The organism is Sphingobium quisquiliarum P25, assembly GCF_000445065.1.
GTDB classification, from domain to species: Bacteria; Pseudomonadota; Alphaproteobacteria; order Sphingomonadales; family Sphingomonadaceae; genus Sphingobium; species Sphingobium quisquiliarum.
The window spans coordinates 14,905-39,860 of the sequence record NZ_ATHO01000071.1 but is presented as its reverse complement, the minus strand read 5'-3'; the positions used below and the strand labels follow the sequence as shown (position 1 = coordinate 39,860).

The window sequence follows — 24,956 nt, the reverse complement described above, 5'->3', positions numbered from 1 at the left end:
GCCCGCTTGTGCGTATATTCGCTTTAACCGCCGTCCTGGCACTGTTGCCCAACGCCGCTTATGCCTGGGGCGGCACCGCCCACAGCGTGATCGACCGCGCCGCGATCGAGGCCATTCCCGATGACGGCCCGATATTCCTGCGGAAACATGTCGATTATATCGCGGCATCCGCCTCCCTGCCCGATAGCTGGCGCGGGGACGCGGAAAATTTCTCGAAGATCGAGGAAGATCCCAATCATGGCTGGTTTCGCGAGCAATTCGCTTTCCTGAAGCCCATTCCCCGTTCGCGCTACGAATTCGTCATCGCGCTCTACAAGCGTTACGAGACGATCAAGGACCACGATCCTGCGACCGCCGCGCGCACCAATGTCCGCTGGACCGGCACTTTGCCCTTTGCCGCGATCGAGGCTTATGATCGATTGGTCGTTTGCATGCGTCAGGTGCGCAAGGCGCAGGCCGAAGGTGGCGACGCTTCCATCCCCGAGCAGCATTGCGCCTTCGACACCATCCGTCTGGGCCATTATATCGGTGATGGCGCGCAGCCCATGCACGATTCCATCCACTCGGACGGCTGGCGAGGTGACAATCCCAAGGGCTTCACGACCGACCGCAGCGTCCATGGCCGGTTTGAAAGCCGGTTCGTCGACGGCATGCGACTGACGGTGGCGGACATCGCCCCGCGCATAGGCGCGCCGGGCCGTCGCAGCGGAGACATGTTCGATGCGGTCCTCGCCTTTCTTGACGAAGCGGGAGACAAGGTGGAGGCGGTCTATACGCTGGAAAAGCGCAACGGTTTTGCCGACTATGCGGACAAGGATGTCCGGGCGATGGTCTATGAGCGGACGGCGGCGGGCGCTGCCATGCTGCGTGACATGCTCTGCCGCGCCTGGGCCGAAAGCGCTGCCCCGCCAGCGAAGGTCACGCCCTCGCCGCTCGATTTCACCAACCCCCGCTTCAATCCCGAAACCGGATCGGCCCCCGACTGACGGCGCCGGTCCAGTGCCCTGAGCAGGCGGCCATGGCGGCTATGGCCAAGGTCGAAACGCCGCATCAGCACGATAGCGGCCAGGCTGCCGATCAGTGGAATGGCCAGTCCCAGCGCGGCCATGCCTGCCTTGACGGTAGTCGCCTGCGCATGGCCTGGGACATAGCCCAGGCAACCGAGCGTCCAGCCGATCAGGCTGGTAGAGGCAGCGCCACTGGCCTTCACCACGACAAGGTAGAAGGCAAACAGGCCGGTTTCAAACCGCCTGCCATGCCGCCACTCCACGACATCGACGGCATCCGCCAGCAATCCCCATGGCAGCATGAACACGCTGGCAAGGCCGATGCCGATAATCCCGGCGCAGGCGATCAGCGCAAGAGGCCATGAAAGGCAGAGGGAGAAGGCAATCAAACCCGCCGCGCTGACGCCATGCCCCATGGCGAGCAGCGCGCTCTTGCTGAACCGGCCCGTCATGGCGGTCCATAGGATGACCCCCGCAAATTGCCCGGCGGTCAGTGCCAGCAACGATGGCGCGACAAGGTCCGGACGATGGACGACATAGCTGCCGATATAGAGCAGCATCCGCCCAAAGGCCGGGGCCGCAAAGCCGGTCAGCACGCCCAAAAGACCCATGCCGATCACCATGTGGTCACGCAGTGGCACGCCGATGCCGTCCTGCGCCGCGATTTGCTGCCCTGACCGGGAGGAGCCGCTGCCGCACGTCCATGCGCACAGGATCATGGTCAGGGCGAAGAGGCCGCCTGCAACCGCACCGGTCAGCGCGAGCTGGCCGAACGCCTCGTCGCTCCCGGTCCGCTGCACGAGCGGCGTCAGTATGATTGCGACGGCGAGCGCGCTGGCAGTGCTGAACAGCAATCGGTAGCCAGATACGCGTCCCCGGGCGCGGCTATCGCTGGTGACTTCAGTCATCAGCGCGTTATGAGGCACATCGATCACCGCATAGGCGCCGCGGAACACCAGCAGCGCGGCGGCCAGCATCCACGGTTGCCGTGCGCCCAAAGCCGGCATCGCATAAAGAAGGGTGAAGGCCAGCGCGCAGGGCGCCGCCGCGGCCGCCACCATCCAGCGATAGCCTTTGCCCGCATGGCGCAGCCGAATGACCAGCCCCGCCGCCACGAGATCGAAGATCAGGTCGCCGCACAGTGCCGCAAGCATCAGCCATCCGGCTGTCGTACCGCCCAGGCCAAGCACGTCGGTCAAGAGGAACAGGATCGTCAGGTCAGCCCCACCGAAAACCAGCGCCTTGCCGAAATTGCCGGAAGCATAGGCCAACATACGGCCTTCCGCCCGTTTCTCGATCACCTTACGTCCCATATATCTTTGCAACCGCATGGGCTGTTGCGGGCAGGGCAGCGCCTAGAAGCCTATTCTTTCATTCGTGCGACAAAGGTTGCGCTTCGTTCAGGAGTGTCGCGCCGTAGCGGCTTTGTTCTCACTCAGCCTTGGGCCTGCTTGCCAAGCTTTGGATCGCTTCAGCCGGTTCAGCAAGGCCGAAAGGTTTGTTGAGCCGGGACAAGTCAGCAACTGGTTTAGATGCTCCAGTATAAACTGAGATCAGAAGTCCGGCATCATGGGGCGCATGTCCTGGGCAAGTTGCGCCAGCTCAGCGCCATCCATTCTGGGCATCTTATAGTCGGTGACGACTATCTCCATGTCTGACCGCTCGCCAATATCCTCAAAGCCTCGGCACTGCCATCAGCCTCTCGAACGCTGTGGCATGTTGTGCGAAACATTTCGGCGGGCCCGGCTCGAACGAGTTCCTCATCGTCGACGACCAGAATCAACAGTTAGTTTGGCGGCTACATCTATGGCGAGCCGCGCAATGTCCGCGCCACTTTGAGTTACGGCTTCTACCAGCCGTACGGGTTGGTCAGGGCAGGATTGAACTGCCCGGATCATTTTCTGCACTGATGCAGGCGCGATATATCGATGAAGTTCCCATCCTGTCATTAATATGAAATCTAACTGTCACATCCTCACCCGACGCGAATCCTCTACTGTCGGAATCGAACTTTGTCCCTGAACCTTCTGATCGTCGAGGATGATGAAGATCTTGCGGAGCAGCTTGGCGAACAGCTGAAGCTGTTCGGTCATCAGTCCACCATCGTGTGCAGTGCGCCACACACCAGCAGGGTCGGAAATCCGCCTCAGCCTGACGGCTGGCGCCTCATCGGATCGGGCGACGCTGATCGTGGCCGACAACGGTCCGGGCATTGCGCCAGCGGACAGGCAGAGAGCGCTGGATCGCTTCGGCCGCTTGTCCGGGGAAGGGGAAATCAAGGGGCATGGCTTTGGCCTGCCTTTAGTCGCATCGATCGTGCGGTTGCATGGCGGATCGATCGAGCTTGGTGATGCGCAGCCCGGCCTGAAGGTGATCGTTTCACTGCCGATCGCATGAAAAAATGGCGCGCCGCAAAGGAGCAGCGCGCCACAGCATTCTTGACAAGTTTTGAGGGATCAGAACTTCACGCTGGCTTCGATGCCGTAGGTGCGCGGCGCGTTGAAGTTGCCATAGTCGCCCAGCACGTTGGCGATGCCGCCAGTGGTGGTGCTGGTGGTCGGCGCGGCGGGCAGGCTGTTCGACGGATCGCGGCGGAAGACATGCTGCTCGTTGAACAGGTTGCGACCCCAGAGGCTGAGCGTCAGGCTGCGGCCGACGCCGGTGCCGATGTCTGCCAGAGAGATGCGGCCGTTGAAGATCAGCGAGCTGTCATTCTTCGTCGCGAACTGATCGAAGGCCTGGGTCGCCTGCGAATAGTTTCCGTCAAAGTGGAACTTCAGCGTCGTGTCCTGGCCGCCGATCGGCAGGGCATAGTCGATCGACCCGCTGGCGGCGTTACGCGGCGTGAACACGATGTAGAAGTTCTGATAGACGCCCGTTGCGGAGATGAACACCGGCGGAATCTTCGTGTAGGTGTAGGCATAGGATGCGTTCAGCGTCAGGCCTTCGATCGGGTTCATCGTCAGGTCCGCCTCGATCCCGCGAATCTTGGTGGTGCCGGGCGCATTGATGGTGACCAGGTTGTTGAAGCTGCTGGTGCCCACGAACTGGATCGAACTGATATCGACCTGGCTGTCCTTGCGGTCCATGATGTAGCCAGCAAGGTTTAAACGGGCGCGGCCGTTCCAGAAGTCCGACTTCAGCCCGACTTCGTAGGACTTCACATCTTCAGGATCGAACGCTTGGTAGTTGGACGTGCGCGAACTGGCGCCACCGGCGCGGTAGCCGGTCGCGTACTTCGCATAGACATGCAGGTCGTTGCTGACGTCATAGGCGATCGTCGCCATCGGATTGAAGCGGTTCCAGGCCGCATCCAGCGGTTCATAGCCGACACTGGCGGCGGGCGGGTTGGTGTCATAGTTCACGTTGCGCGAGAAGTGCAGGACGCCCTTCTTCTTGTCGTGCGTGTAGCGGCCGCCGACCGTGATGTGCAGCGCGCCGGTCGCGTTCCAGGTCAGCTGACCATAAGCGGCGTAACTCTTAGACCAGACTTCCGAGGCGCGGTCGATCGAGCAGCCGTCGACCGCCTTCCCCGCAAAGAGCGGCGTGGACGCGGTGCAGAAGGGGATGGTGACATAATTATAGCCGGTGATTGCGCCAGCAGCGTTGCGGATGGCGACCGCGCCCATCGAACTGGGCGTGGCGGCGTCGTCGCTGACATGCTCGTTGAAGTAGAACAGGCCAGCGACATAGTCGATCGAACCGGCCGTGCCGACGGCCTGTAGTTCCTGGCTGAATTGGCGCTGGCGCAGGTCAGCAAGGCTATAGCGGCTGAAGGCGCAGGGCGCGGCCGTGGTGCAGCCAGCAGCGGTGCTGCCGAGGGGCGGGTTGACCAGCGGCGGACGATGAGCGCCGCCCGAATTGTCCCACTGCGTGGCGTCAACGCCGCGCCAGGCGGTGATGGAGCGCAATTCCAGCTCGTCGCCCAGATTCCACTTCAGCGTGTTGGTGAAGCCGTGGGTCTTATCGACGCTGACCTGCTGCGGCACGCCGATGTCGGCTTCGCCCATACGGGTGTCGCCGTTGACGACCACGCCGGGCAGCAGGGGCTTGACAGGTCCGCCGGTCAGGTTGGTGTAGGCCGTGCCGGGCAGGGTGCAGGCGGGCTGCGATGCCTGGGCGCCGTTGGCACAGTTGTTGGGATTATAGTTCAGCAGCTGGCTGTAGAAGGGCGTATTCTCGTCCTTCGCTACGTCATAGGCGAAGTCATTGGTGATGGTGCTGGTCGGCTGCCAGCGCACGGCGGCGCGCAGGCCTTTACGGTTGTAATAATTCCAGCCCGCCTGGCGCGCGAGCGGGTTCTCCGTGGTCGCATCCTGATGCTGGATCACGCCGTCCAGCTTGACGGAAAAGCCCGCGACCTTGGGCAGGTCGAGATGGACGTCGGCAGTGCGGCTGCCATAATTGCCCGCACCTGCCTCGACGCGGCCGCCCCATTCGCCGGTTGGCGCCTTGCTGATGATGCTGAGCGCGCCGCCTTCGGTGTTGCGGCCGAACAGCGTGCCCTGCGGACCTTTCAGCACTTCAACACGCTCGATGTCGAACAGTGCGGCGTTCAGGCCGTGCTGGCGGCCCATATAGACGCCGTCGACATAGATGCCCACGCCCTGCTCGCGGGCGGGCTGGTTGGCGTCGAGCGGCACGATGCCGCGAATGCCGATGGTGAGCGCGGACTGGCGCGCTTCGAAGGTCGCGACGCGCAGCGAAGGAACCGCGCCGTCGGCGAAATCATACATGCTCTGCACATGCCGGTCTTCAAGCGCCTGGGTATCGACCACCGCCATGGAGATGGGCGTTTCCTGCAAATCAGTTTCGCGCTTGGTGGCAGTGACGACGATGGCGGCCATGCCCTCGCTGTCAGCCGCGTCGGCGGCGGCAGGAGCCTCCGCAGCGGCACCATCGGTTGCTGCGCTTGCGAGCGCAGGCGCGGAAACCGACGCCAGCAGCAGAGCGCCCATGGACGCGTGGAGCAGGGTGGTGGAAGAGCGGCTCATGATTTAACCCCTTTGGAAATCCATGAATGGATGTTTTGCGGGGCTGGCCACTAAGCACGTATCGCAACGATTTTGTGACAACAACTGTCACAATTATAATAAGGTTTCTTTCATTTTGGCATCATTTACAGGTAAATCCGCCAATATAAGAAATATCTCAAGTATTAAAAATAATATTATAAATGTAATTCCAGATTTATTTTAAGTTTTACATAAATTATTTACTATAATCGGCCCTAATGAGGAGTTCAGCTATAAGAAAATTACCTGCAAACGAAAATTTCTAGTTGCTGCGAACAGACCGTGGCTAAGCCCCGTCGGGTCCGAGGCTTGCCAAGGGTCGCTAAACGCAGCGAGAGTGGCAGGCCGCAGTATAGGTCCGTCACCGATATAGCCCCAACCTTGCTCGACCTCGCCAGGCAAACTCAGCCGGCGCGTTTCTCTGGGCGCGCTATCCTGCCCTTTAAGGGCATAGCCTTGTCCCGTTGCTGAATGGCGAACAGAGGGAAGTCCGGCAGCCGGACGAGCCGGTCGGGACCGAACTCTTCTACCGCCGCGCCCTGCGCAAGAGTGACCGGAAGGCGGTTTATCTGCCGGCCTCAGGTAGCGCCTATCCTCGTAAAAGCATTGGAACGGGCGCTTGGCAGCTATTCAATCGCACCGTCGGCTGAACAGGCGACACGGCGCACGCGCCTTCCTGCAAGACGCGTACATCTGTAGCTGAGCCACCGGCCGCATGTCCAGAATTACTCAAGGCGGTTCGACGCGGCGCGGGCGATGACTGCCGCGTTGACGCTGTGACTGCCGATCGCGCCGCTGATCGCCGCATCGACGAGGATAGCCGCTATGGTTTTTGCCGGGCTGATGCGCGCGATCGGCGGCAGGAGAGGAGCGGTGATGCGCAGAAGGCGGCCCAGCATGTGTTCCATCGGCCGATGTTCCTTCCGTTCTCCGCCGATGAAACCGGGACGGGCGATAGTCAGCGAGGGAAAGCCGAGGCGTGCGATAGCCTCCTCCAATTCGCCCTTGATCCGCGGATACCGGAAAGGCGATCGGGCATTCGCGCCCATGGAGGACGTCAGGGCAAAGCGGAGCGCGCCTGCTTCCCGCATGCGCTTGGCAATGGCGAATGGATAATCCAGGTCGATGGCGCGGTATGCTGCGGCCGAGGGACTCTTCGCCCGTGTCGTTCCAATCGCGCAGAGGCCGCCATCGACGGCCCACCAGTCAGCGTCGAGCGGAAGACTGTCCGCCTTCACGATCGGATTGAGGAGTTTGGGATGAGGTGCAAGCGGCCGCCGAGTCGGCGCGACGACCTTGGTCACCCGCTCGTCCGCCAGGGACAGGGCCAACGCTTCGCCACCCACCAGTCCGGTTGCGCCTGCCAGCAGTAGCTTCGTCATCAAACCTTCTCCAATATGGGGCGGCAGGGAGACGGCGCTTCCGTCCCGTTCAGCCTGTTCAGCGCGTCGAGCGTGGCAAGCCCCATCGCCCGATAAGACGGTAGGAGTGCGGGACAATGCTCGCGCAAGGCGGAGATATGCCCGGCGATCGTCTCTTCATCTCCACGCAGCAAGGGGCCTGACAGACCTGCCATGCCTTTGCCAAGACTGTTTTCCAGTGCAGCGCGAACCAACGGCGTGAGCAGCGCGGCGGGATCGTCCACGCCAGCGGCGGCTAATGCTTCGCAGGAACCGGCGACCAGCGTAACGAGGTGATTGGCACCGTGGCAGAGGGCGGCATGGTAGAGCGGCCGATATTCTTCGGCGATATCCACCGGCACGCCGCCCAGATGGGCAACGAGGGCGCGGGCTGCTGCACTCGACTCGCCCGTCAAGCCGGTTACGGCAAAGCTTGCCCCGATCATCCGCCGGACCTCTGCCTGAGGATCGCCGGTGAACGTCATGGCCGGATGGATCGCGGCCGTGAGCCATCCCTTGCGGCCGAGTGGCGCCAAAATGGCTGCGCCGCTGCGTCCGCTGACATGGAAGACGAAGGACGATGCGGTTCCACCGCTCGCAGCGAGTTCGGAGATGCTCTGTTCGAGCGCGTCATCTGAGACGGCAAGGACGATCACATCGCACGTTTCGGCGATCTCCGTCATAAGCGCTGTGGTAACGGCCCGGCCAATCAACGCGGCCGCGGCGGCAGAGCGCACCGGATCGCGGCCCCAGATCGCAAGCGGCTCTGTCGAGAGCTGGGCAAGAGCGAGACCAAGGGCGGACGCGACCCGGCCGGAGCCGATGATCCCGATCCGTCGATAGGATGTGACGCCAGGCATGATGTTCATTTGCATGCAGTAGCAAATGGTGACGCCTTCCGTCTCGCCGGTTCGCATCGCGATGTCCGATAGAGTTTGCAAGGTATCGCTGGGCCGGGGAGAGGCCTGTTTGCGGGTTGCGCATATCCGGGATGGGCGGTGCATCATCCAGAACGGAGATCATGCGGCGATGGCCCTCGCTGCGCGCCGCCCGGAATAGACGCAGTCAGCATAGCTCAGGCCGCTGACATAGAGGTTTGAACAGATACCGACCGCATTGCGCCCCGCCGCATAGAGGCCGGGCACGACTCCGCCCGAAAGCGACTTCACCGCGCCCGTGCCTTCGTCGACATCAAGCCCGCCTACGGTCATGCAGGATAGCGGAAACAAGCGGGCATCCATGGATGCGTCGACGGCATAGAAGGGGCCTTGACCAAGTTCCGACATCTCGCCGGGCGCCTTGTGGAAAGGGTCCGGTTCCTCCCCACGTGCCGCGCGATTATAGGTGGCAAGCGAGTCAAGGAACAGGTCAGGCGAGAAGCCCATTTTACGCGCCAGAGCTTCGGGCGTGGCCGCCTTGGTAGAGCCGATCAGGCCGTTGACGAGGGTGATGTCCCGCTGGAACGTCAGCACGCCTTCCCCGAAGGCATCGCGCAGCGATTGCCGCCAGAGCTTGCGATCCATGATGATGTAGCCCCGGCCGCGATGCCGCTCCACCATCTCATCCCCGATCCGGGCGCCATACCAGCTTTCGTTGACGAAGCGGCGGCCTTCGCCATCCACCATCATGGCTTGGCCCCAGGCTTGCGGCGGGGAGAGAAAACGCCAGGCGGAAACGCGCTCCATCAGGCCGGTTTTTCCGCCCGCTGAAACGCCAAGCATGATGCCGCTGCCATTGTCGCCCAGTGTTCCGTTGGGAAGACCGGCTGCGTATTCCGGGGCGAAATGCCGGATCATTTCCGGATTGCAGATGAAACCGCCCGCGCTCAGCACCACGCCACGCCGGGCGCGCAGCCAAGCGCTGGTGCGGCCAGCGGCGGCGAGCTTATGGGCTTTGGCGAGATAGCGGTAGCCGATGCCGACGGTCAGCTGCGCTCCCGGAAGCGTCGAGGGAAGCATGGTCATCCATCGATTGGCTGTCGCGATCAGTCGCGCATGCCTTTCGCGGAGAAGAGGGTCGGCCAGCCGTTCAACGCGGACGCCCACCACCCGGCCATCGGCATCGAGCGCCAGCTGGCGGACATCGGCATTCTCCTGAAACCGCAAGCCCCGCGCCAGCGCGGCGGCCTTGAGCGGTGCATAGATGCCAACGCCCAGACCGAAGGGATTCTTGCCGTTGCGGTGGACCGTCCGATGACCGCGCGCGGCTGGCGGAGTCAGATCGCGAAACGGACCAGCAAGGCTGCTGTCAGGATGGTAGAGGAACTTGTCGAGCGGAGGATAGGAAGTCTTTTTCGAATAGAGGGTGGCGCTGAAAGGCGCGCCATGACTGCGCAGCCATTCGAAGGTCTCTGCGCTCTGTCGGCAGAAGTCGCGCAGGGTTTCCGGCGCGACGACATCGCCCACCTCGTAGCGAAGATATTCCTCCATGCGTTCGGCGTCGTCCTCGACGCCCGCTTCGCGCTGAATGGAAGTGCCACCGCCTGCGTAATAGACCCCGCCATTCGCCGCCGATGAGCCGCCGCCGTCGTAAAGGTCGAGGGCAATAACCGACAGCCCCTGTTCCAGGCCCTCTAGCGCGGCCGATACGCCAGCGCCGCCTAGGCCGACCACCACCATATCGGCTTCGTCCTGCCAGTCATACGCATCAGGATCATCGAGCCGGAGAGGCGCGTCGATCGCAAGGCCCCAGCTGGTGATGGCCTGACCGGGCGGCGGGACGGCGGCTGGCTTGGTTTGCGTCCACGGATTGGGAGGAATGAACGCCTGTCCCGCTTCTCCATTCGCCTGCATGCCCTTCTCCCTTCCCATGCTCGCGCCTGCTCTCATTCTTCTTGAAGGCCCGTGATGCGGATACCCGCACCGTTCGAAATCTTGTACCGTTTGTTGATGAATATCAGCACGGACGTCAGCGCCTCCGCAGCGGCGGAATTGGCCAGCGGACCCGCGTGCCAGGCCCGCACGCCAATCGCCCTGGCGAGCTGGCACACTTGTTCGCGTGCTTCCGGGTCGTCTCCGCATACCAATAGGTCGCAGTCGATCGGGCCGTCGAGATCGGCAAGCTGATGCGCTGACACATTCTGAAACGCCGATATGACCCGCACCTCTGGCCCGAGGATCTGCTGGAGGGCCTCAACCGCAGAACCTGCCGCCGGGAGCTGGACGCGCGCGACCTTGGGCGGGACGAGAGGCACTGTCACGTCGATCAGGATCTTGCCGATAAGCGCTTCCCGCACCGCGCTGGCAAGCTTGACCTGCACCTGGAAAGGCACCGCCAGCACCACGATATCGGCGCGATCTGCGGCATCGCTGTTTTCCGCCCCGCTAATCAGGCCGCCTGAACGGCTTTGCAAGTCTGCTGCGGCGGAGATGGCGTTTGTAGCGTCGCGCGAGCCGATGATGACCTCATAGCCAGCCTTTGCCCAGCGCAGCGCAAGCCCCGTTCCTTCGTGGCCCGTGCCGCCCAGCACCGCTATTCGCCTGTTCCTTGCGTCGTTCAAATCCGTTCCCTTCTGATCCAATCTGTTCATGCTGGATTTGCCGGTGCGTGAGGCGTTACCAGGTCAGGCGTCCGGCCGCTGCGATAGCCGCCTCTGCATCGTGCGGAAGGATTATGCCGTCGCGCACGGCCCTTCTGACGGCGACGGCAAATTTCTGGTGATAGTCTTGCGGACCATCATAAAGCCGGGCGAGGCGGCTGGATGGGAATGGATATGTTCGGCCACTGCCGCCGACGCATTCCCCTTCCCAGCCATAGCGCGCGACCGGCACATCGACCCACGGGTGGCGCATGCCGCCGGTCACATTGCCATATTCATCCAGCGCGGGCGCACCGCCAGCCGAAGCAAGGTCTATGGGCGCGAAGTCCTGCGGCGCTTTCTTATCGCGAGCCCAACGCACGAGCGCCTCTATGGCCGCGCCGGAAAAATATTGGCTGGGTATCGCATTCGCATAATCTTCCGGGCAGCAGGTGATGATCGTTCCCGTGTCCCGCTCCTCGGCAAGGGCGGTGCGGGCCATGAGGAAAGTGTTGGTATGGGCCGCTCCGGCCGGTTCCCATTGCCTCAGCATGTGCCCCGCGGGTTGGCCGGCGCTGCGCATGGCGGCCGGTGTCATGTTGAGCATCAGGACGGGGCTGATCGCATCCCAACGAACGTAGCGATCATGAGGGAAAGCAGCGTCCTCCCGGTCCTGAACGGTTTTCTGGCGGAAATCCTGAAGGAAAAACCCGTCGAAAATCTGCTCCACCGGCTGCACGGCATTGACGTAAGTCGAGAGGCGCCAGGCGGAAAGCGAATTGCCTGCGGCCAGGAGCGTCTTCACCTTGCCCTCGCCCAAACCGGGCAGGTCATGCAGGCACCGCGCCGCTTGCGACAATATGTCGTAGCCAAGGCTGCTGTCGGGGATGGTGAGCGAACCGTATCTCTGCGGATCCCAGTTGACCAGGCTGTTGGGATCAGGGCCATCGACCCCTTCATGGTGGAGCGAAACGCCGATCCAGGCGATCCCCGCGCGCAGCAGCGTTTCAGCATTCCAGCGGAAGAAGATGTCGCGCTCGGTGCCGAAGAGTTCCTGCATCCACTCCACGACCACGGTGCCGCTAAAGCGATCAGGAGGGGGAATGCGCGCGAGCAGGCGCGTCTTATATGGTTGCGGCGCGCCGATGCGTTGCGCCGCCCACATACCGTCCTGCCCGGTCCGCGTGCCGGAACGCGGGGCCCAGCAGCGCGCCGTGCCGGACAGGAAATATTCTTCTTCTCGATAGCCATGGGGTGACAGATCGACGATCGATGCCGCGAAGGGCCTGCCGCGCGCGCCGCCCTGAACAGGTCCCTCGATCGAGGCGTGTTGCCGGTTGTCCGCCATGTCGCGCCGCTTCCTCAGGCCGGTTCCAGCCGTCTGGGCATGGCGCCGTAAAGGGTGGTGCGTTGCGCCGCGATGCGTCCGGCGCTGCTAGCGACGGCCGCCATCTCCGCCGCGCTCACCATCTGGCCGTTCACGCCGCCTGCCGAGCGCGTGATGGATTCGTCCATGAGCACGCCTCCTAAGTCATTCGCGCCAGCGCCAAGTGCCGCGGCGGCGCCATCCTGCCCCATCTTCACCCAGGAAACCTGGATATTGGGGATGACTGTCCCCAGCACCAGACGCGCCACCGCGTGCATCAGCATCGCCTCGCGGTAGCTGGGGCCGCTGCGGGCCTGGCCCTTGCGCCAGATGGGGGCTTCCATGTGGACGAAAGGCAAGGGCACGAACTCGGTGAAGCCGCCCGTTTCCTCCTGCAAGGCGCGGATCTTCATCAGATGCTCGGCCCAGTGACGATAGGTCTCGACATGGCCGAACATGATCGTGGCGGTGCTGCGCAAGCCGACGCCATGGGCTGCCCGCATCACCTGAAGCCATTCACTGGCCGACAGCTTGTCGGGACACAGAACCGACCGCACGTCGGAGCAAAGGATTTCCGCCGCCGTGCCTGGCAAGGTCGATAGCCCGGCCTGCCTAAGGCGGTCTAAATAGGCGTCCAAAGCCATGCCGATCGTCCGCGCGCCGTGCATCACCTCAAGCGGCGAAAAGGCATGGATGTGAATGTCGGGGGCTGCTTCGCGCACCGCCGCGACGATGTCGAGATAGTGATGCCCGTCGAACTGGGGATGTATCCCGCCCTGTAGGCACACTTCGGTCGCGCCGCGACCCCAGGCCTCCGCCGCGCGACCGCCGATCTCGGGAAGGTCGAGATTATAGGCGGGCCCACGCTCCGATCGGGTCGATCCCTTGGAAAAGGCGCAGAAGCCGCAGCGATAACTACATATATTGGTATAGTTGATGTTGCGGTTGACGACATAGGTGACGGTTTCGCCCGCCTGTTCCCGCCGCCGCCGGTCCGCAGCCGCGATCACGGCCCCAAGGTCCACGCCATCGGCCTTGAACAGCGTCACTATGTCATCGAGCGACGGAAGTTCATCCTTGTCCAGCTTTTCCAGTGCACGGGAGATGGCGGGTGTTGGGCTGCCCTGCGGCGTTTCAAGCAGCGGAACGGGCGCATCGCTGCCTGCCCACCAGTTGTCGGTCTTCGGAAAGCCCCGGCCGTCGACGGCGCGAAGCACGCGGGTCCGCAAGGCCGGATCGATCCAGCGTTCCGCTTCCCGGACATAAGCGGGGCCCACCGCGAGCCGCTCGCGCAATATGCGACCGGTCGAGGCGGTGATATCAGCCAGAAGGTCGAGATGCGGCCAGGGCGCTTCGGGGTTGACATGATCGGGCGTCACTGGCGAAACCCCGCCCCAGTCATTGGCGCCAGCGCGCAATATCGCCGACAGATCCTGCGCTTTGTTGAGGTTCGGCGGAACCTGGATCGTCATGTCCGGACCCAGCATCAGCCGGGCGGCGGCGATCGTCCAGAGATGGTCTTCCAGATCGGGTTCCGGTGCGTCCGCCATCAGCGTTCCGGGCTTCGCCCTGAAATTCTGAATGATGACTTCCTGGATATGATGATGGCGCGCGTGAAGGTCGCGGATGGCGCGCAGTGCGTCCAGTCTTTCTTCCCGCGTTTCTCCTATGCCGATCAACAGCCCCGTGGTCAGGGGGATGCGGGCCGCTCCGGCCGCCTCCATCGCGGTGAGCCGCATATGCGGCGCCTTGTCGGGCGATCCGAAATGCGGGCCGCCCTTGGCGCAAAGCCGCTCTGAACTGCTTTCGAGCATGATGCCCATCGACACGGCGTGCGGCCGGAGCATGGCATAATCGTCCGCGCCCATGAGCCCGGGATTGAGATGCGGCAGCAAGCCCGTTTCATCCACCACGGCCCGCGCCATCTCGCCAAGATAGCTGAGCGTGCTTTCATGTCCCGTCTCGGCCAGATAGGCGCGGGCGGCGGCATAACGATCCTCCGGCCGGTCGCCCAGCGTGAACAGCGCCTCACGACATCCCGCCTGTTCGCCCGCGCGGGCGATGGCCAGCACTTCCTCGCGGCTGAGATAGGGACTTTGAACCTGTCGCGGGGTCGCGGCGAAGGTGCAATAATGGCAGCTGTCGCGGCAAAGCCGGGTCAGCGGAATGAAGACCTTGCGCGAATAGGTGACGACGGGACCATGAGCATCCAGCGTCATCGCCTCCGCTCTAGCCATCAGGCTGGCCAAAGGCAGTTGCAGCAGGTCTTTCTGAATATCCACTCGCTCACCTCAACTGTTGAGATCTCCAGCGCCTCTAGAGGCCCACGCGCCGGGCGGATTCCCGCATCTGCCGCATCTTTTCCGCAGCGGTATCCCCCATCAGCGGCGGCAGGACCATGCGCGTGACGCCCATCTCCTCCAATTCGCTGATCTGGCCGGGCGTAGCGCCGCCCTTCACCGCAAGGACGATTTCAAAGGGTCGGTCGAGCGTCCCGGCATCTTCCCGTGCTGCCCGCACGCCCGCCAGCACGCCGGGGATTTCGCCGAAATCATAGGCGACGCCCAACCAGCCGTCGAGGCGGGCGGCGCGCCTGAGAGCGGCCTTGCTTTCGCCGCCACACAGGATCATCGGCATTTTCGACGGCGCTGGCGTCATCGTCAGCGGCGGCAGGTCGTAGAATTCCCCATGATACTCGACGACTTCACCCGTCAGCAGCTTCGCCAATATTTCCAGCATCTCGTCGGTTCGCTTGCCGCGCGTCGTAAAGTCTTGCCCCGTCACCGCGAACTCCTCACGCATCCAGCCGACGCCGATACCGAAGTCGATCCGCTCGCCGGTCAGCACGCAGGCCGATCCGAGGGACTTGGCGACCGAGACCGGATCGCGCAATGGCAGGACGTAAACAGAAGGCATGAAACGCAACGTCTTCGTAAATCCGGCCAGATGGGTGATGAGAACCCAGGGTTCGGCAAAGGGCGTGTGGGTGGTGCTGACGGGCTTGCCGTCGGCGGAATAGGGGTAGGGAGTGTTGATTTCGACCGGCCGAACCAAGTGGTCGCTAATCGTCACGCCGGTGAAGCCGATATCCTCAGCCGCCTGGACCAGGTCCGGCATATGCTCCATCGGCGTGCGGGCGAAAGATTGCCAGAATTGCATGGGAAATATCCTCTAGGGGAGATTGAAGGGCGGCCAGCGATCCTACCAGCCGAAACGCAGCGCCAGTTCGGGGATCTGCGCGGTGTAGCGTTCGCGTTCCTCTCCCGACGCCTTTTCATAGTCATGCTTGCTGACGAAGTGTTGCGCCTTTTCCCGTTCCTCGTCCAGGAAAGCGGCGTAGGACGGGCTGATCGGCATGCCGAAGCGTTCGTAAATGCCTTCGACAACCGCCTTGGGGTCCGCGACAAGATCAGGGAAGTGGACGACGAACTGGTCTTTCGCGGGAATGGATGCCAGCGCTTCGAACATATAATTATACTGCGACATCTGCTGGTCCGACAACGCCTTGGCCGCTTCGTGCGACAATTCGGAATGACAGCCTTGCTTGTCCCAATACCATTGCATCAGATGTTCAAGGCTGGGCAGCATTTCTGCCGGATTGCGGACCATCGCAACGAAGCGGGCGTCGGGAAAGGTCTCGCGCAGGGAACGGATCTTCACTGTGAAGGATGGGCTTTTGCAGCAATGGATGCGGTTGCTGCCGGTCGCGTAGATCTGCCGCTGAAGCGCCGCCTTGTAAAATCCCATGATTCGCCTGCGCGCCTTTTCGGGCCGCTGGTCCGTGTAGAACAGGTAGTGGAATTCCCGGATATAGGGAAAGAAGGTGATGAGGGTGCTGGCGCTGAAGTTATACAGCATGATGAAGTCGTCTTCTTCGGAACTGTCCATGCGCCAGTCGTGCATCTGGCGCACTTCCTGCAATCCATTGTCATGCTTGTCGCGGATGCGCTTGTAGATGCGGCCGCCCAGCAAGAGCCGGTCGAGCGCCGCTGCACCCGCCAGCATCTTCTTCTGCACCAGCGATGGGATGAGAAGCTCATATCCCTTGAAGAAGGACATGCGTTCTTCGTCGCCCGTCAGCAGGCGGTGCATCTGCGTGGTGCCGCTGCGGCCATTGCCCACCACGAAGATCGGCGCCTTGACCTCGACCTTGCGCACGCCGGGGAAGAAGACATAGTCAAGAAGCATGCAGAGATAGGAGAAGATACCTGCGACAACGAAAAACAGCCATGCCAGAAGCGCTCCCGCGATCCGCTTTATACCGCGTTCCTTCTTGAAGATAAGGACGGGTATCTTGAACATGGTGTAGACGTCGAAATAGAGCATCTTTTTCTCTTTCAGTGCAGTTCGCTGCAAAAGACTGGCGCGTCAGCGCGGTGGCATCGCCAAAGCAGCCTTTTCAAGGCTGGCAACGGCTGCCGAGGCCATGAACCTTTTCCATGCAGCGCCCTCTCCCATTCTCATGATCTTCGCATGACGGGGATGCCGCCAGGCGAATCAATCAGAGCATTCATGCATCCCTAAAATGGGCAATAAAGAAACGCAACGTCTCGTTCCTGAAAGATTGACGGGCGAGCATCGCCACGGTAACCGTCATGGCGAGAGGCATGGCATTGCCCGATGGCCGCGCCCGCAGCGCGGTAGGAATTTGGCACAGGAGAGTGGATGATGACCCTGGAGGAAATTCAGCAGTTTTTCCGCTACAGCGATGATGTCGACCGCGAAAAGCTGCGCGAATGGCTGCACCCCGACTTACTGCTCACCGCGATCAATGTCGGGCTGGAAAAGCCGTTGAACCTTGAAGAATATCTCGATTTCATCGAGCGTATGAAGACCTATCATGCAGACAGGGGAGAGGTGACGAAGCATATTCCCACGAATGTCCTGATCGAAGGGGACTTCATCGCCATATCCGGGCATGTGCTGCACAGTTACCCCGACAAGGCCGATGAATATTCGACCTATTTCGATTTCTGGAAACTGCGTGACGGAAAGATCGTCGAATATAGCATCGCCCACGATCTGTAATCGGGGGAGCAATATGATCGACTATGATCCCTTTGCCGATGCGATCATCGGCGGTGACCCGCATCCCATCTATAAGCGGATGCGCGACGATGCCCCTGCTTTTTATCTGGAGAAATATGATGCCTGGGCGCTGTCGCGTTTCGAGGACATCTGGAACACGTCGCTGGATACGGTGCGGTTCACGAGCAGCAAGGGAACGCTGCCTTCGCAAGTTCTGACCAAGGAACAGCCGGTCATACCCATTCTCAACTGGGTCGATCCGCCTGATCATACCATGCTGCAAAAGATGTTCTTGCCCCTCCTGAACGCAGCGGCGGTCAAGAAGCAGGCGGAGATGATGCGGATGGCAGTGACCGAATTTCTCGACGACTTGAGCGGGCGGGATGAATTCGATGTCATGGACGACCTTGCCATGCCGCTGGCGTCGCGCTTGATCTTTGATTTCGTCGGCGTCCCCCCTTCCGACCAGCCGCGCATGCGGGAATGCGTGAGCCTGCTTTTCGGCCACGATCCGTCCGATGGTGCAGTGACGGAGGAAGGGCTGCGCGCCTATGAGGAAATGAACGCCTATTGCGGCGAGCTGGCGGAGAGCCGCCGTGGATGGATCGAGCAGCCCAACGATGCGGTTTCGGCGTTCTTCCAATATGAGCAGCGCATCGGGCGGCGGATGTCGAAGGAAGAAGCGTCCATCCACTTGGGAATGCTGGTGTCTGGCGGGTCGGAGACGATTGCGAAGGGCGTCACCTTGCTCATCTACCTGCTGCATCAGTTTCCCGAGCAGAAGAAGCAGGTGGTCGCCGATCCCTCTCTGCTTCTGGACGCGTTTCAGGAAGCGCTGAGATATGACAATCCGACACAGTTTCTGTGCCGGACGGTCGCGCAGGACGTGACGCTGCATGGCCAGACGCTGAAACAGGGGCAGGGCGTGCTGCTGCTCTATGCCTCGGGCAATCGCGATGAGCGGGAATTCGATCGCCCTGACGAGTTCGACGTGCGGCGGGGCAAGCGGCGCATCCTCAGCTTTTCCGGCGGGCCGCACCTTTGCCTTGGCATCCACTTCGCGCGGCTGGAGGTGCGCGTTCTGATGGAGGAGTTGCTCGCACGCTTTCCGGATTATGAGTTGGATGTCGGGCGGGCGCGGAAGATCAAGACCGAGCTTACCAAGGGATTTGCTGAGTTGCCCATGCGGCTGGCCAGAGGCGCCGCCTGATGCTGTCGTCAGGCAAGGCGCCGGGACTGTCACCTTCACCGGGAATCTGGTTCCATACCGATCACCTGCCCGCGCGGGACGCTGCGGCGCTTGCACGATCGGTCGAACGTCATGGTTTCAGCGCCTTCTGGTTCGGCGAAGGATTGGGTCGCGATCCGCTGGCGCACGCGGCCTATCTGCTGTCCCAGACAGAAAGGCTGGTGATCGGAACGGGGATCGCCTCCATCTATTCACGCGATCCGCAGGCGATGATGGGTGGCGCGAACACCTTGGCCGAACAGTCGGGCGGCCGGTTCATCCTGGGGCTGGGCGTGTCCACGCCGCCTCTGGTGGAGGCGCGCGGCCATAGTTTCGCGCCGCCGGTGCCAGCCATGCGCAGCTACCTGAGGGCGATGCAGGCATGTCATTACGGATCCTGCCCGCCGCCTCAGCCGGTGCCCGTGGTGATCGCCGCCCTGGGTCCGCAGATGATCAAGCTTGCGGGACAGGAGGCATTGGGGGCTTATCCGTGCAACGTCACTCCCGAATTTACCGCGCAGGCGCGCAGCGCGATGGGCCCGGATGCGCTGCTAGGCATCCAGCAGAAAGTCGTCCTTGAAACATCGCCCAGCCGCGCGCGGGAAATCGGGCGGGCGGGGCTGGCCCTCTACCTTGCCGTGCCCCATCAGCGGAAGCATTGGGAGCGGATGGGGTTCGATGAGTCCGATTTCCTGAACGGAGGATCGCACCGGCTGGTGGACGGGCTGGTCGCATGGGGCAACACAGAGGCGATCCGTGCTTCCATCAGGGCGCATCTGGATGCAGGCGCGAACCATGTCTGCCTTGAGCCGCTGCTGCCGCAGGGAGAGGCTATGCCCGGAGAGGAACTGCTGGAAGCGCTGGCATACAGCGCCGGGGTTTAGGGCGCGGCTGATTTAAAAGAGAGGATGTCGCGTGAAGGGGAAACGGACGCCGCACCCCTTCGCTTGGAACAGAAGTGTATCGATCGGAATTGCATAGTCGCCCGCGCCGACCTAGTGCTCCTGACGTCAACCCATTGAAGGTGTGCCGGGAATGAGTGCTCAAAAGGAGCGTGCAGGTCAAACTCCGCAAAAGCCAAAAAGGGGAGGGCGTCCGTCCAAATGCGATGCGGAGCGTCTTCAAACCGTCATCCTCGACACGGCCGAGAAAATGTTCCTGTCCAAGGGCTTTGGCGACACCAGCATCGAGGCCATCGCGGCTGCCGCGGGCACTGCCAAAAAGACGATCTACGCGCGTTTCGGCAGCAAGGAGGGGTTGTTCATCGCTGTTGACGAACGCATCCTCGCCAAGCCGGATAAAAGGAGCATAAGCGCGGAAGGATCGTTCGAGGAACGGCTGGTCGCCACATCGCTGGCGATGCTGTCGCGTATGTTGCAGCCTAAGCTGGTCCGCATCTACAGCATTGTGACGGGCGAAGCCCAGCGCTTTCCCGATCTTGCCCGGCGGGGGGAATATGCCACCGCCTTCCCTGCGCGGCGGGCGCTTCGGGAGTTGCTGGCGCAAGGGCATGAAAGCGGCGAGATCATTGTCGATGACTTGCAACGCGCCACCGAGTTGCTGGAAACGATGGTGAACATGGCGCCGCTCAACTGGACAATCCTGGGCGTCAAGAAGATGGACAGCGCGGCGCAGGAGGACTGGGTGCGTTCGGCCGTCGCCCTGTTCCTGAACGGCTGCAAGCGCCGCTGACATTTTATCCTGATTGTGGCCGGAGCTGCCGCATGGCGTGAATCAGTCGTGCTAAGTCACGATTGACCTACATCATTGATTGCCCTAATTTGAAAACGCAACGGATCGTTCCGATTCGGCGGATGCATGTCCGCCGCGTCCCAAGGATCACGCTTGCTCGTCAACAATGCGGCAAAAGCCGTAAGCCGGACGAGGTCCGGCATAACGAGGGAGGGGATGGAAGATGTCTCATCAGGATAAGTGCGCCTGCTTGATGGCTGGCGCTGCGATGGCTATGGCGCTGTCCGCTGCTGTGCCGGTCCATGCGCAAGAGGGTCAGGTTCAGCCGGTTTCGGTGGATATGCCCGCGCCCGGAGAGATCATCGTCACCGCCCAGCGCCGCGCGCAGGCGCTTCAGACGGTGCCTATTGCGATCACCGCGATACAGAGCGACACCTTGCAAAGCCAGGGCGTCACCAGCCTCGCCAATCTGGCGGCGATCGCGCCCAGCCTGAATGTCGTCGCCTATCCCAACTCATCCGACACGCTGGCCTTTGCGATGCGTGGCCAGGGAAATAACGATCCCGGCCAGATCACCCGCGATGGCGGCGTCGGCGTCTATATCGATGGCTTCTACATCGCCCGGCCGCAGGGCGCTCTGCTCGACCTTGGCGAGCCGGAGCGGATCGAAGTTCTACGCGGGCCGCAGGGCACGCTTTATGGGCGGAACACGACCGGCGGCGCTGTGAACATCATCACTCGACAGCCGACCGGCGAATGGGGTGGTAGCGCATCCCTGTCCTTCGGCAGCCGCAATCTGGTACGAGCGCTGGGCAGCGTCGATCTGCCTTCGTTCGGTAACCTAGCGATCAAGGGAACCATTTCCTACAAGAGCAAGGACGGCTGGGTCAAAAATCCGGGCGCGCAACTGAACTTCGGTGAGTTCGGCCAGATTGCGGGACGGATCGCGGCGGAATGGAAGCCGGTGGACGATTTCACCGTCCGTTATGCCTTCGATCTGGGCCGCGTGCGATCGACGCCGCCTTATTATGTGAACCCGGCACTGGTGGGAGCCATTCCGGGCTACAGCGCTGATCGCGACCGGACCTACGCGCCGCTGGACCTGGATTATAGCGTCACCAAATTCGTGGATCACCAGCTGACGCTGGAATATCAATTGTCGGACGCCGTTCTTCTCCGCTCGCTGAGTGCCTATAGGGGAACGCGCGCCACGCAGGACGTCAATTATGGCGTGGCACAGTCGACGCCGTTCTTTCCGCTGACGGTCGAAAGCCAGCATTATTATCGCACAAAGCAATATACGCAGGAATTCCAGCTGATCGGCGATATCACGTCCAGGCTCGATTTCACCGGCGGCCTCTATTATTTCAAGGAAAGTGGTTACCACCCCTTCGACACGACACTTGGCTATCTGCTGTTCGGCGCCGAGCAGCTGACCCAAACCGTCATTCACGCCAAATCGGAATCCTACGCCGCCTATGCGCAATCGACCTGGACGCCGCCGGTCTTCGATGATCGCATAAAGTTGACGGTCGGCGGGCGTTACACGCGTGATCTTCGCGATGCGTCGCGTGACAGGACGATCAATGGCGCTCTGGTGGACGATAACATCACAAATTCCCAGCGCTTCAACAATTTCAGTCCGATGGCAAACCTGGCCGTGCAATGGACGCCCCAGATGATGACCTATTTCCGCTTCTCCAAAGCCTATAAGGCGGGCGGTTCCAGCGAGTTGTCGAAGGATTTCACCCAGACGTTCGGCCCGGAAAAGATTACCGCTTATGAAGTGGGGCTGAAGTCGCAGTTGTTCGACCGGTTGCTCACCTTCAACGTAGCTGCCTTCCTGAACAAGTTTGACGATCTCCAGATCATCTTCGGCGCGGACCCGGTCGATACCAGCATTATCGCTTCGGCCAATGCGGGTAAGGCCGAAATCAAAGGCGTGGAGATCGATGCCACGCTTCAACCGTCGCCCGATCTTTCGCTGCGCGCATCCTATGGCTATCTGAAAAGCGATCTGAAACAGGTCGTCGCTTTGCCGGGAACGATTTTCGATCCGGCGGTCAATCCAAGCTCCCCTTTCAACGTGGGTGACAATGTCGCTGGCTATTTCACCCTGCCTTATGTCCCGAAACATTCGCTGACACTGAGTGGCGACTGGACGTTCCTGCGCGCAGGCGACAATGCGTTCGCGGTTCATGGCGCCTATACTTACCAGAGCGCGGTGTTCACCTCCGCCGGTGCCGGGCCGTTGGTGCCGGGCCATGAGCTTTATACCAATCAGGCGACAAGGAACGTCAACGCGCGGCTTACATGGACGCGGCCGATACCGGCTGGCAAGCAGCTGCGCGTATCGCTCTTTGCCGAAAATCTGTTCAACAACAGGCGCCGTTCGGACTTCACGATCGGCGTGGGCGGCACGGCCTTCGACGGCTTCCAGAGCTTCACCACGCCCTATAACGAACCGCGCACGATCGGCGGTGAGGTCAGGGTCGAATTCTGACAGGCGGCGGGCCGTAAGGAAGGAAAGATAGATGAAGATCCTGGTGGTGGGCGGCGCGGGCCTGATCGGCGGTCATGCGGCGCTGAGGCTGGCGCAGAGCGGCCATGACGTCGTTATCGCGGGCCGCAACGCGCCTGCGGAAGACACCCCGCTTGGCAAGCTGCCTTTTCAGCGGTTGGATTTCGTCAATGACGACCCGCCCGCCGATCTGCTCTCCCGTTTTGACGCGCTGGTCTTTTCGGCGGGCAATGACATCCGCCATGTCCCCAAGGGTGCTGATTATTTCCAGCATGTCACACAGGCGAATACGATCGCGCAACCGCGCTTCTTCGCCGCCGCGCGCGACGCGGGCGTGCGGACCGCCATCAACATCGGCAGCTTCTACCCCCATGTCGCGCCGCATCTGCTGGACAGTAATCCCTATGTCCGCTCGCGTTACGAGGCGTGGCTGAAGACGCGCGCGCTTGCTTGTCCCGATTTCAAGGTTGTTAGCATCGACGCGCCTTCCGTTGTCGGGACGGTGCCGGGCCAGATATCGATGTTCGCGGCGTTCGTCCGCTATGTCGAAGGACGGTTGCTGGACGCGCCGGTCGTTGCTCCGGCAGGCGGCGTCACATGGGTCAGCACCGATACGGTGTCCGATTGCGTCGAGGCTCTGCTGGAACGTGGCGAAACCGGGCGCGGATATCTGATCGGGGACGAGAGTCTCACGCATCAGCAGATTTTCGGCGCTTTCTGCGAGGCAGTGGGCAAGCCCGCCCCGCCGGTTTCGCAGGACGAACATCCGATCCTGCCCGACATCTCCCTGGCATGGGGACGGGGCAACAGCCTCTACTTCAATGCCAACCCCCAGGATGCGGCGATGCTGAACTACCGGCGCGGTGACGTGCTTCGGACGATCCGGGAGGAAATCGTGCCGCAATATGCTGGCGCCAGCTTTCCCATCCGGCTGGATGTCTTTTGAATAGGGGGGAGAGGGCATGGCGGATGAAACCGTCATGCCCTTTGCATCGATCGATGTTCAGAGGGACAAAGGGAAGGCGCGGAACCCTGGGCGTCATCGTCCCGATGCAAACGAGCAGGAGCTATGATGAGCAGCGATAGTCAGCAACGCGGATGGCCAGTGTGGGACGAACTGGGCGCGGCGCTTTCCGAAGCGGGAGAGATCGTCGCGGGCATCGATGATCTTGATGAGGTCGAGATCGCGGAAGGATATCGCTATGTCACGCGCATGTTGCGGCAGGCGCTGGAAGGTGCGGTCGAGGGATCGTCCGCCTCCGCGCCGCTATTGCGGCTTGGGCGTCCCGAAACGATCAAGGGGCCCGGCTTCGACAATCCCGACCAGATCGCGGGCGGCGCGGCGATCGAGGCTGGGTCGGACTATATCGTGCGCGGCACGCGGGGCACCGTCACCTATCTGAGCCTGGGCACCTATTATGGTCGCGATTATGGGCAGAGCGGACGGTCCGGTCGCGGCGGAGCGCTGAGCGGCGATCAGCTGGAATATGGCCCTGACGGGACGTTCGAGATCCATGTGAGCGGCACGCCCAAGCCGGGCAACTGGCTGCCCATGGACCCCGACACCCATGTGCTGATCGTCCGGCAGTTGATGCTCGACCGCTTCAACGAGGTGCCTGCGGAACTCAGCATCGAACGGGTAGGTGGCGCTGTCACTCCGCCGCCGCTGTCGCGTGAAGGGATGGAGCGCAGGCTTCGCGCCGCCGCGAAGTCGATGGTCGGGTCGATCCGGCGCTTTGCGGAATGGTCGCGCGAGTTCATCCAGATGCGCAACGAGATGAAGCTCATGGACCCGGCGCAGATGGCGGCGGTCCATGGCGATCCGATGTACACCTATATCGTCGGCGGTTTTGCGTTGGAGCCCGATGAGGCGCTGGTCGTGGAGGTGCGGCCGCCCGAATGCATATACTGGAGCCTTACGGCCTATAATTACTGGCTGGAGACATTCGACCATCGCTTCCACAATGTCGCGGTGAACAAGGCCAATGCCGTGGCTGCGCAGGATGGGACCGTGCGGGTCATCCTTGCGGCCCGTGATCCGGGCGTTCCCAACTGGATCGATACGGCGGGACACCGGCGCGGCACATTGATGCTGCGCTATGCCAATTCGCAGGAAAAGCCGATGCCAAGCTGCAAGGTTGTGCCCATTACCGACCTGGAGCGGTGAGATAAGCTCCGGGCG

Annotated in this window: 19 protein-coding genes and 1 pseudogene; 9 read left to right on the top strand and 11 right to left on the bottom strand. The window is 61.9% G+C overall.

Annotated elements, in window-relative coordinates; genetic code table 11:
* The first annotated feature begins 8 nt into the window (after nt 1–8).
* On the top strand, nt 9–986 hold the full coding sequence (locus tag L288_RS43855; protein WP_236613017.1) for a phospholipase C/P1 nuclease family protein: 978 nt from the start codon (nt 9–11) through the stop codon (nt 984–986).
* A 59-nt stretch (nt 987–1,045) separates the two neighbouring features.
* Here the strand turns inward: L288_RS43855 and L288_RS30670 are convergent.
* Nucleotides 1,046–2,281, bottom strand: a pseudogene (locus L288_RS30670) (MFS transporter); the annotation flags it as partial.
* Between the two features lie 693 nt (nt 2,282–2,974).
* Nucleotides 2,975–3,100, bottom strand: coding sequence for a hypothetical protein (locus L288_RS44095; protein WP_021238022.1), 126 nt, complete (start codon nt 3,098–3,100; stop codon nt 2,975–2,977).
* 19 nt (nt 3,101–3,119) lie between these two features.
* Here L288_RS44095 and L288_RS30665 point away from each other — a divergent pair, with 19 nt between their 5' ends.
* Entirely contained in the window at nt 3,120–3,404 is a 285-nt protein-coding gene (locus L288_RS30665) for a sensor histidine kinase (RefSeq protein ID WP_021238021.1), read from the top strand.
* Between the two features lie 59 nt (nt 3,405–3,463).
* Here the strand turns inward: L288_RS30665 and L288_RS30660 are convergent, their stop codons facing one another.
* From L288_RS30660 to L288_RS30620, 9 genes are all read right to left on the bottom strand, one after another.
* Nucleotides 3,464–6,001 (bottom strand): TonB-dependent receptor, encoded by a 2,538-nt coding sequence (locus L288_RS30660; RefSeq protein ID WP_031304282.1) that lies wholly within the window; start codon nt 5,999–6,001, stop codon nt 3,464–3,466.
* Between the two features lie 746 nt (nt 6,002–6,747).
* Complete coding sequence (locus L288_RS30655) at nt 6,748–7,404, bottom strand: Rossmann-fold NAD(P)-binding domain-containing protein (protein WP_021238018.1); 657 nt, start codon at nt 7,402–7,404, stop codon at nt 6,748–6,750.
* The gene (locus tag L288_RS30650; RefSeq protein WP_031304281.1) at nt 7,404–8,282 is read right to left on the bottom strand and encodes a Rossmann-like and DUF2520 domain-containing protein; all 879 of its coding nucleotides are present in this window, start codon (nt 8,280–8,282) and stop codon (nt 7,404–7,406) included. Before L288_RS30650 ends, L288_RS30655 begins: the two co-directional genes overlap by 1 nt.
* A gap of 159 nt (nt 8,283–8,441) precedes the next feature.
* On the bottom strand, nt 8,442–10,214 hold the full coding sequence (locus L288_RS30645) for an FAD-binding protein (protein WP_021238016.1): 1,773 nt from the start codon (nt 10,212–10,214) through the stop codon (nt 8,442–8,444).
* A 32-nt stretch (nt 10,215–10,246) separates the two neighbouring features.
* Complete coding sequence (npdG, locus tag L288_RS30640; protein ID WP_030539961.1) at nt 10,247–10,921, bottom strand: NADPH-dependent F420 reductase; 675 nt, start codon at nt 10,919–10,921, stop codon at nt 10,247–10,249.
* Nucleotides 10,922–10,976: 55 nt separating this feature from the next.
* Nucleotides 10,977–12,287: an alpha/beta hydrolase domain-containing protein gene (locus L288_RS30635; protein ID WP_021238014.1), complete on the bottom strand. Its 1,311-nt coding sequence runs from the start codon at nt 12,285–12,287 to the stop codon at nt 10,977–10,979.
* 14 nt (nt 12,288–12,301) lie between these two features.
* Nucleotides 12,302–14,587, bottom strand: a complete 2,286-nt coding sequence (cofH, locus tag L288_RS30630; protein ID WP_031304280.1) for a 5-amino-6-(D-ribitylamino)uracil--L-tyrosine 4-hydroxyphenyl transferase CofH — start codon at nt 14,585–14,587, stop codon at nt 12,302–12,304.
* A gap of 34 nt (nt 14,588–14,621) precedes the next feature.
* Nucleotides 14,622–15,464: a TIGR03619 family F420-dependent LLM class oxidoreductase gene (locus L288_RS30625; RefSeq protein ID WP_021238012.1), complete on the bottom strand. Its 843-nt coding sequence runs from the start codon at nt 15,462–15,464 to the stop codon at nt 14,622–14,624.
* A gap of 42 nt (nt 15,465–15,506) precedes the next feature.
* Nucleotides 15,507–16,631, bottom strand: a complete 1,125-nt coding sequence (locus tag L288_RS30620) for a sulfotransferase family protein (protein WP_021238011.1) — start codon at nt 16,629–16,631, stop codon at nt 15,507–15,509.
* A 339-nt stretch (nt 16,632–16,970) separates the two neighbouring features.
* Here L288_RS30620 and L288_RS30615 point away from each other — a divergent pair, with 339 nt between their 5' ends.
* The 7 genes from L288_RS30615 to L288_RS30585 all read left to right on the top strand — a co-directional run bounded on the left by L288_RS30615 (nt 16,971) and on the right by L288_RS30585 (nt 24,941).
* Entirely contained in the window at nt 16,971–17,333 is a 363-nt protein-coding gene (locus L288_RS30615) for a nuclear transport factor 2 family protein (protein WP_021238010.1), read from the top strand.
* Between the two features lie 13 nt (nt 17,334–17,346).
* Entirely contained in the window at nt 17,347–18,543 is a 1,197-nt protein-coding gene (locus tag L288_RS30610; RefSeq protein WP_021238009.1) for a cytochrome P450, read from the top strand.
* Nucleotides 18,543–19,445, top strand: a complete 903-nt coding sequence (locus L288_RS30605; protein WP_021238008.1) for a TIGR03620 family F420-dependent LLM class oxidoreductase — start codon at nt 18,543–18,545, stop codon at nt 19,443–19,445. The genes L288_RS30610 and L288_RS30605 overlap by 1 nt, the downstream gene beginning before the upstream one ends.
* A gap of 151 nt (nt 19,446–19,596) precedes the next feature.
* Nucleotides 19,597–20,253 (top strand): TetR/AcrR family transcriptional regulator, encoded by a 657-nt coding sequence (locus L288_RS30600; protein ID WP_084465714.1) that lies wholly within the window; start codon nt 19,597–19,599, stop codon nt 20,251–20,253.
* A 268-nt stretch (nt 20,254–20,521) separates the two neighbouring features.
* Nucleotides 20,522–22,756, top strand: coding sequence for a TonB-dependent receptor (locus tag L288_RS30595; RefSeq protein WP_161625648.1), 2,235 nt, complete (start codon nt 20,522–20,524; stop codon nt 22,754–22,756).
* A gap of 31 nt (nt 22,757–22,787) precedes the next feature.
* The gene (locus L288_RS30590; RefSeq protein ID WP_021238005.1) at nt 22,788–23,720 is read left to right on the top strand and encodes an NAD-dependent epimerase/dehydratase family protein; all 933 of its coding nucleotides are present in this window, start codon (nt 22,788–22,790) and stop codon (nt 23,718–23,720) included.
* A 126-nt stretch (nt 23,721–23,846) separates the two neighbouring features.
* Nucleotides 23,847–24,941 carry a DUF1214 domain-containing protein gene (locus L288_RS30585; RefSeq protein ID WP_021238004.1) on the top strand — a complete coding sequence of 365 codons (1,095 nt, stop codon included), beginning with the start codon at nt 23,847–23,849 and terminating at the stop codon, nt 24,939–24,941.
* The last annotated feature ends 15 nt before the right edge of the window (nt 24,942–24,956 follow it).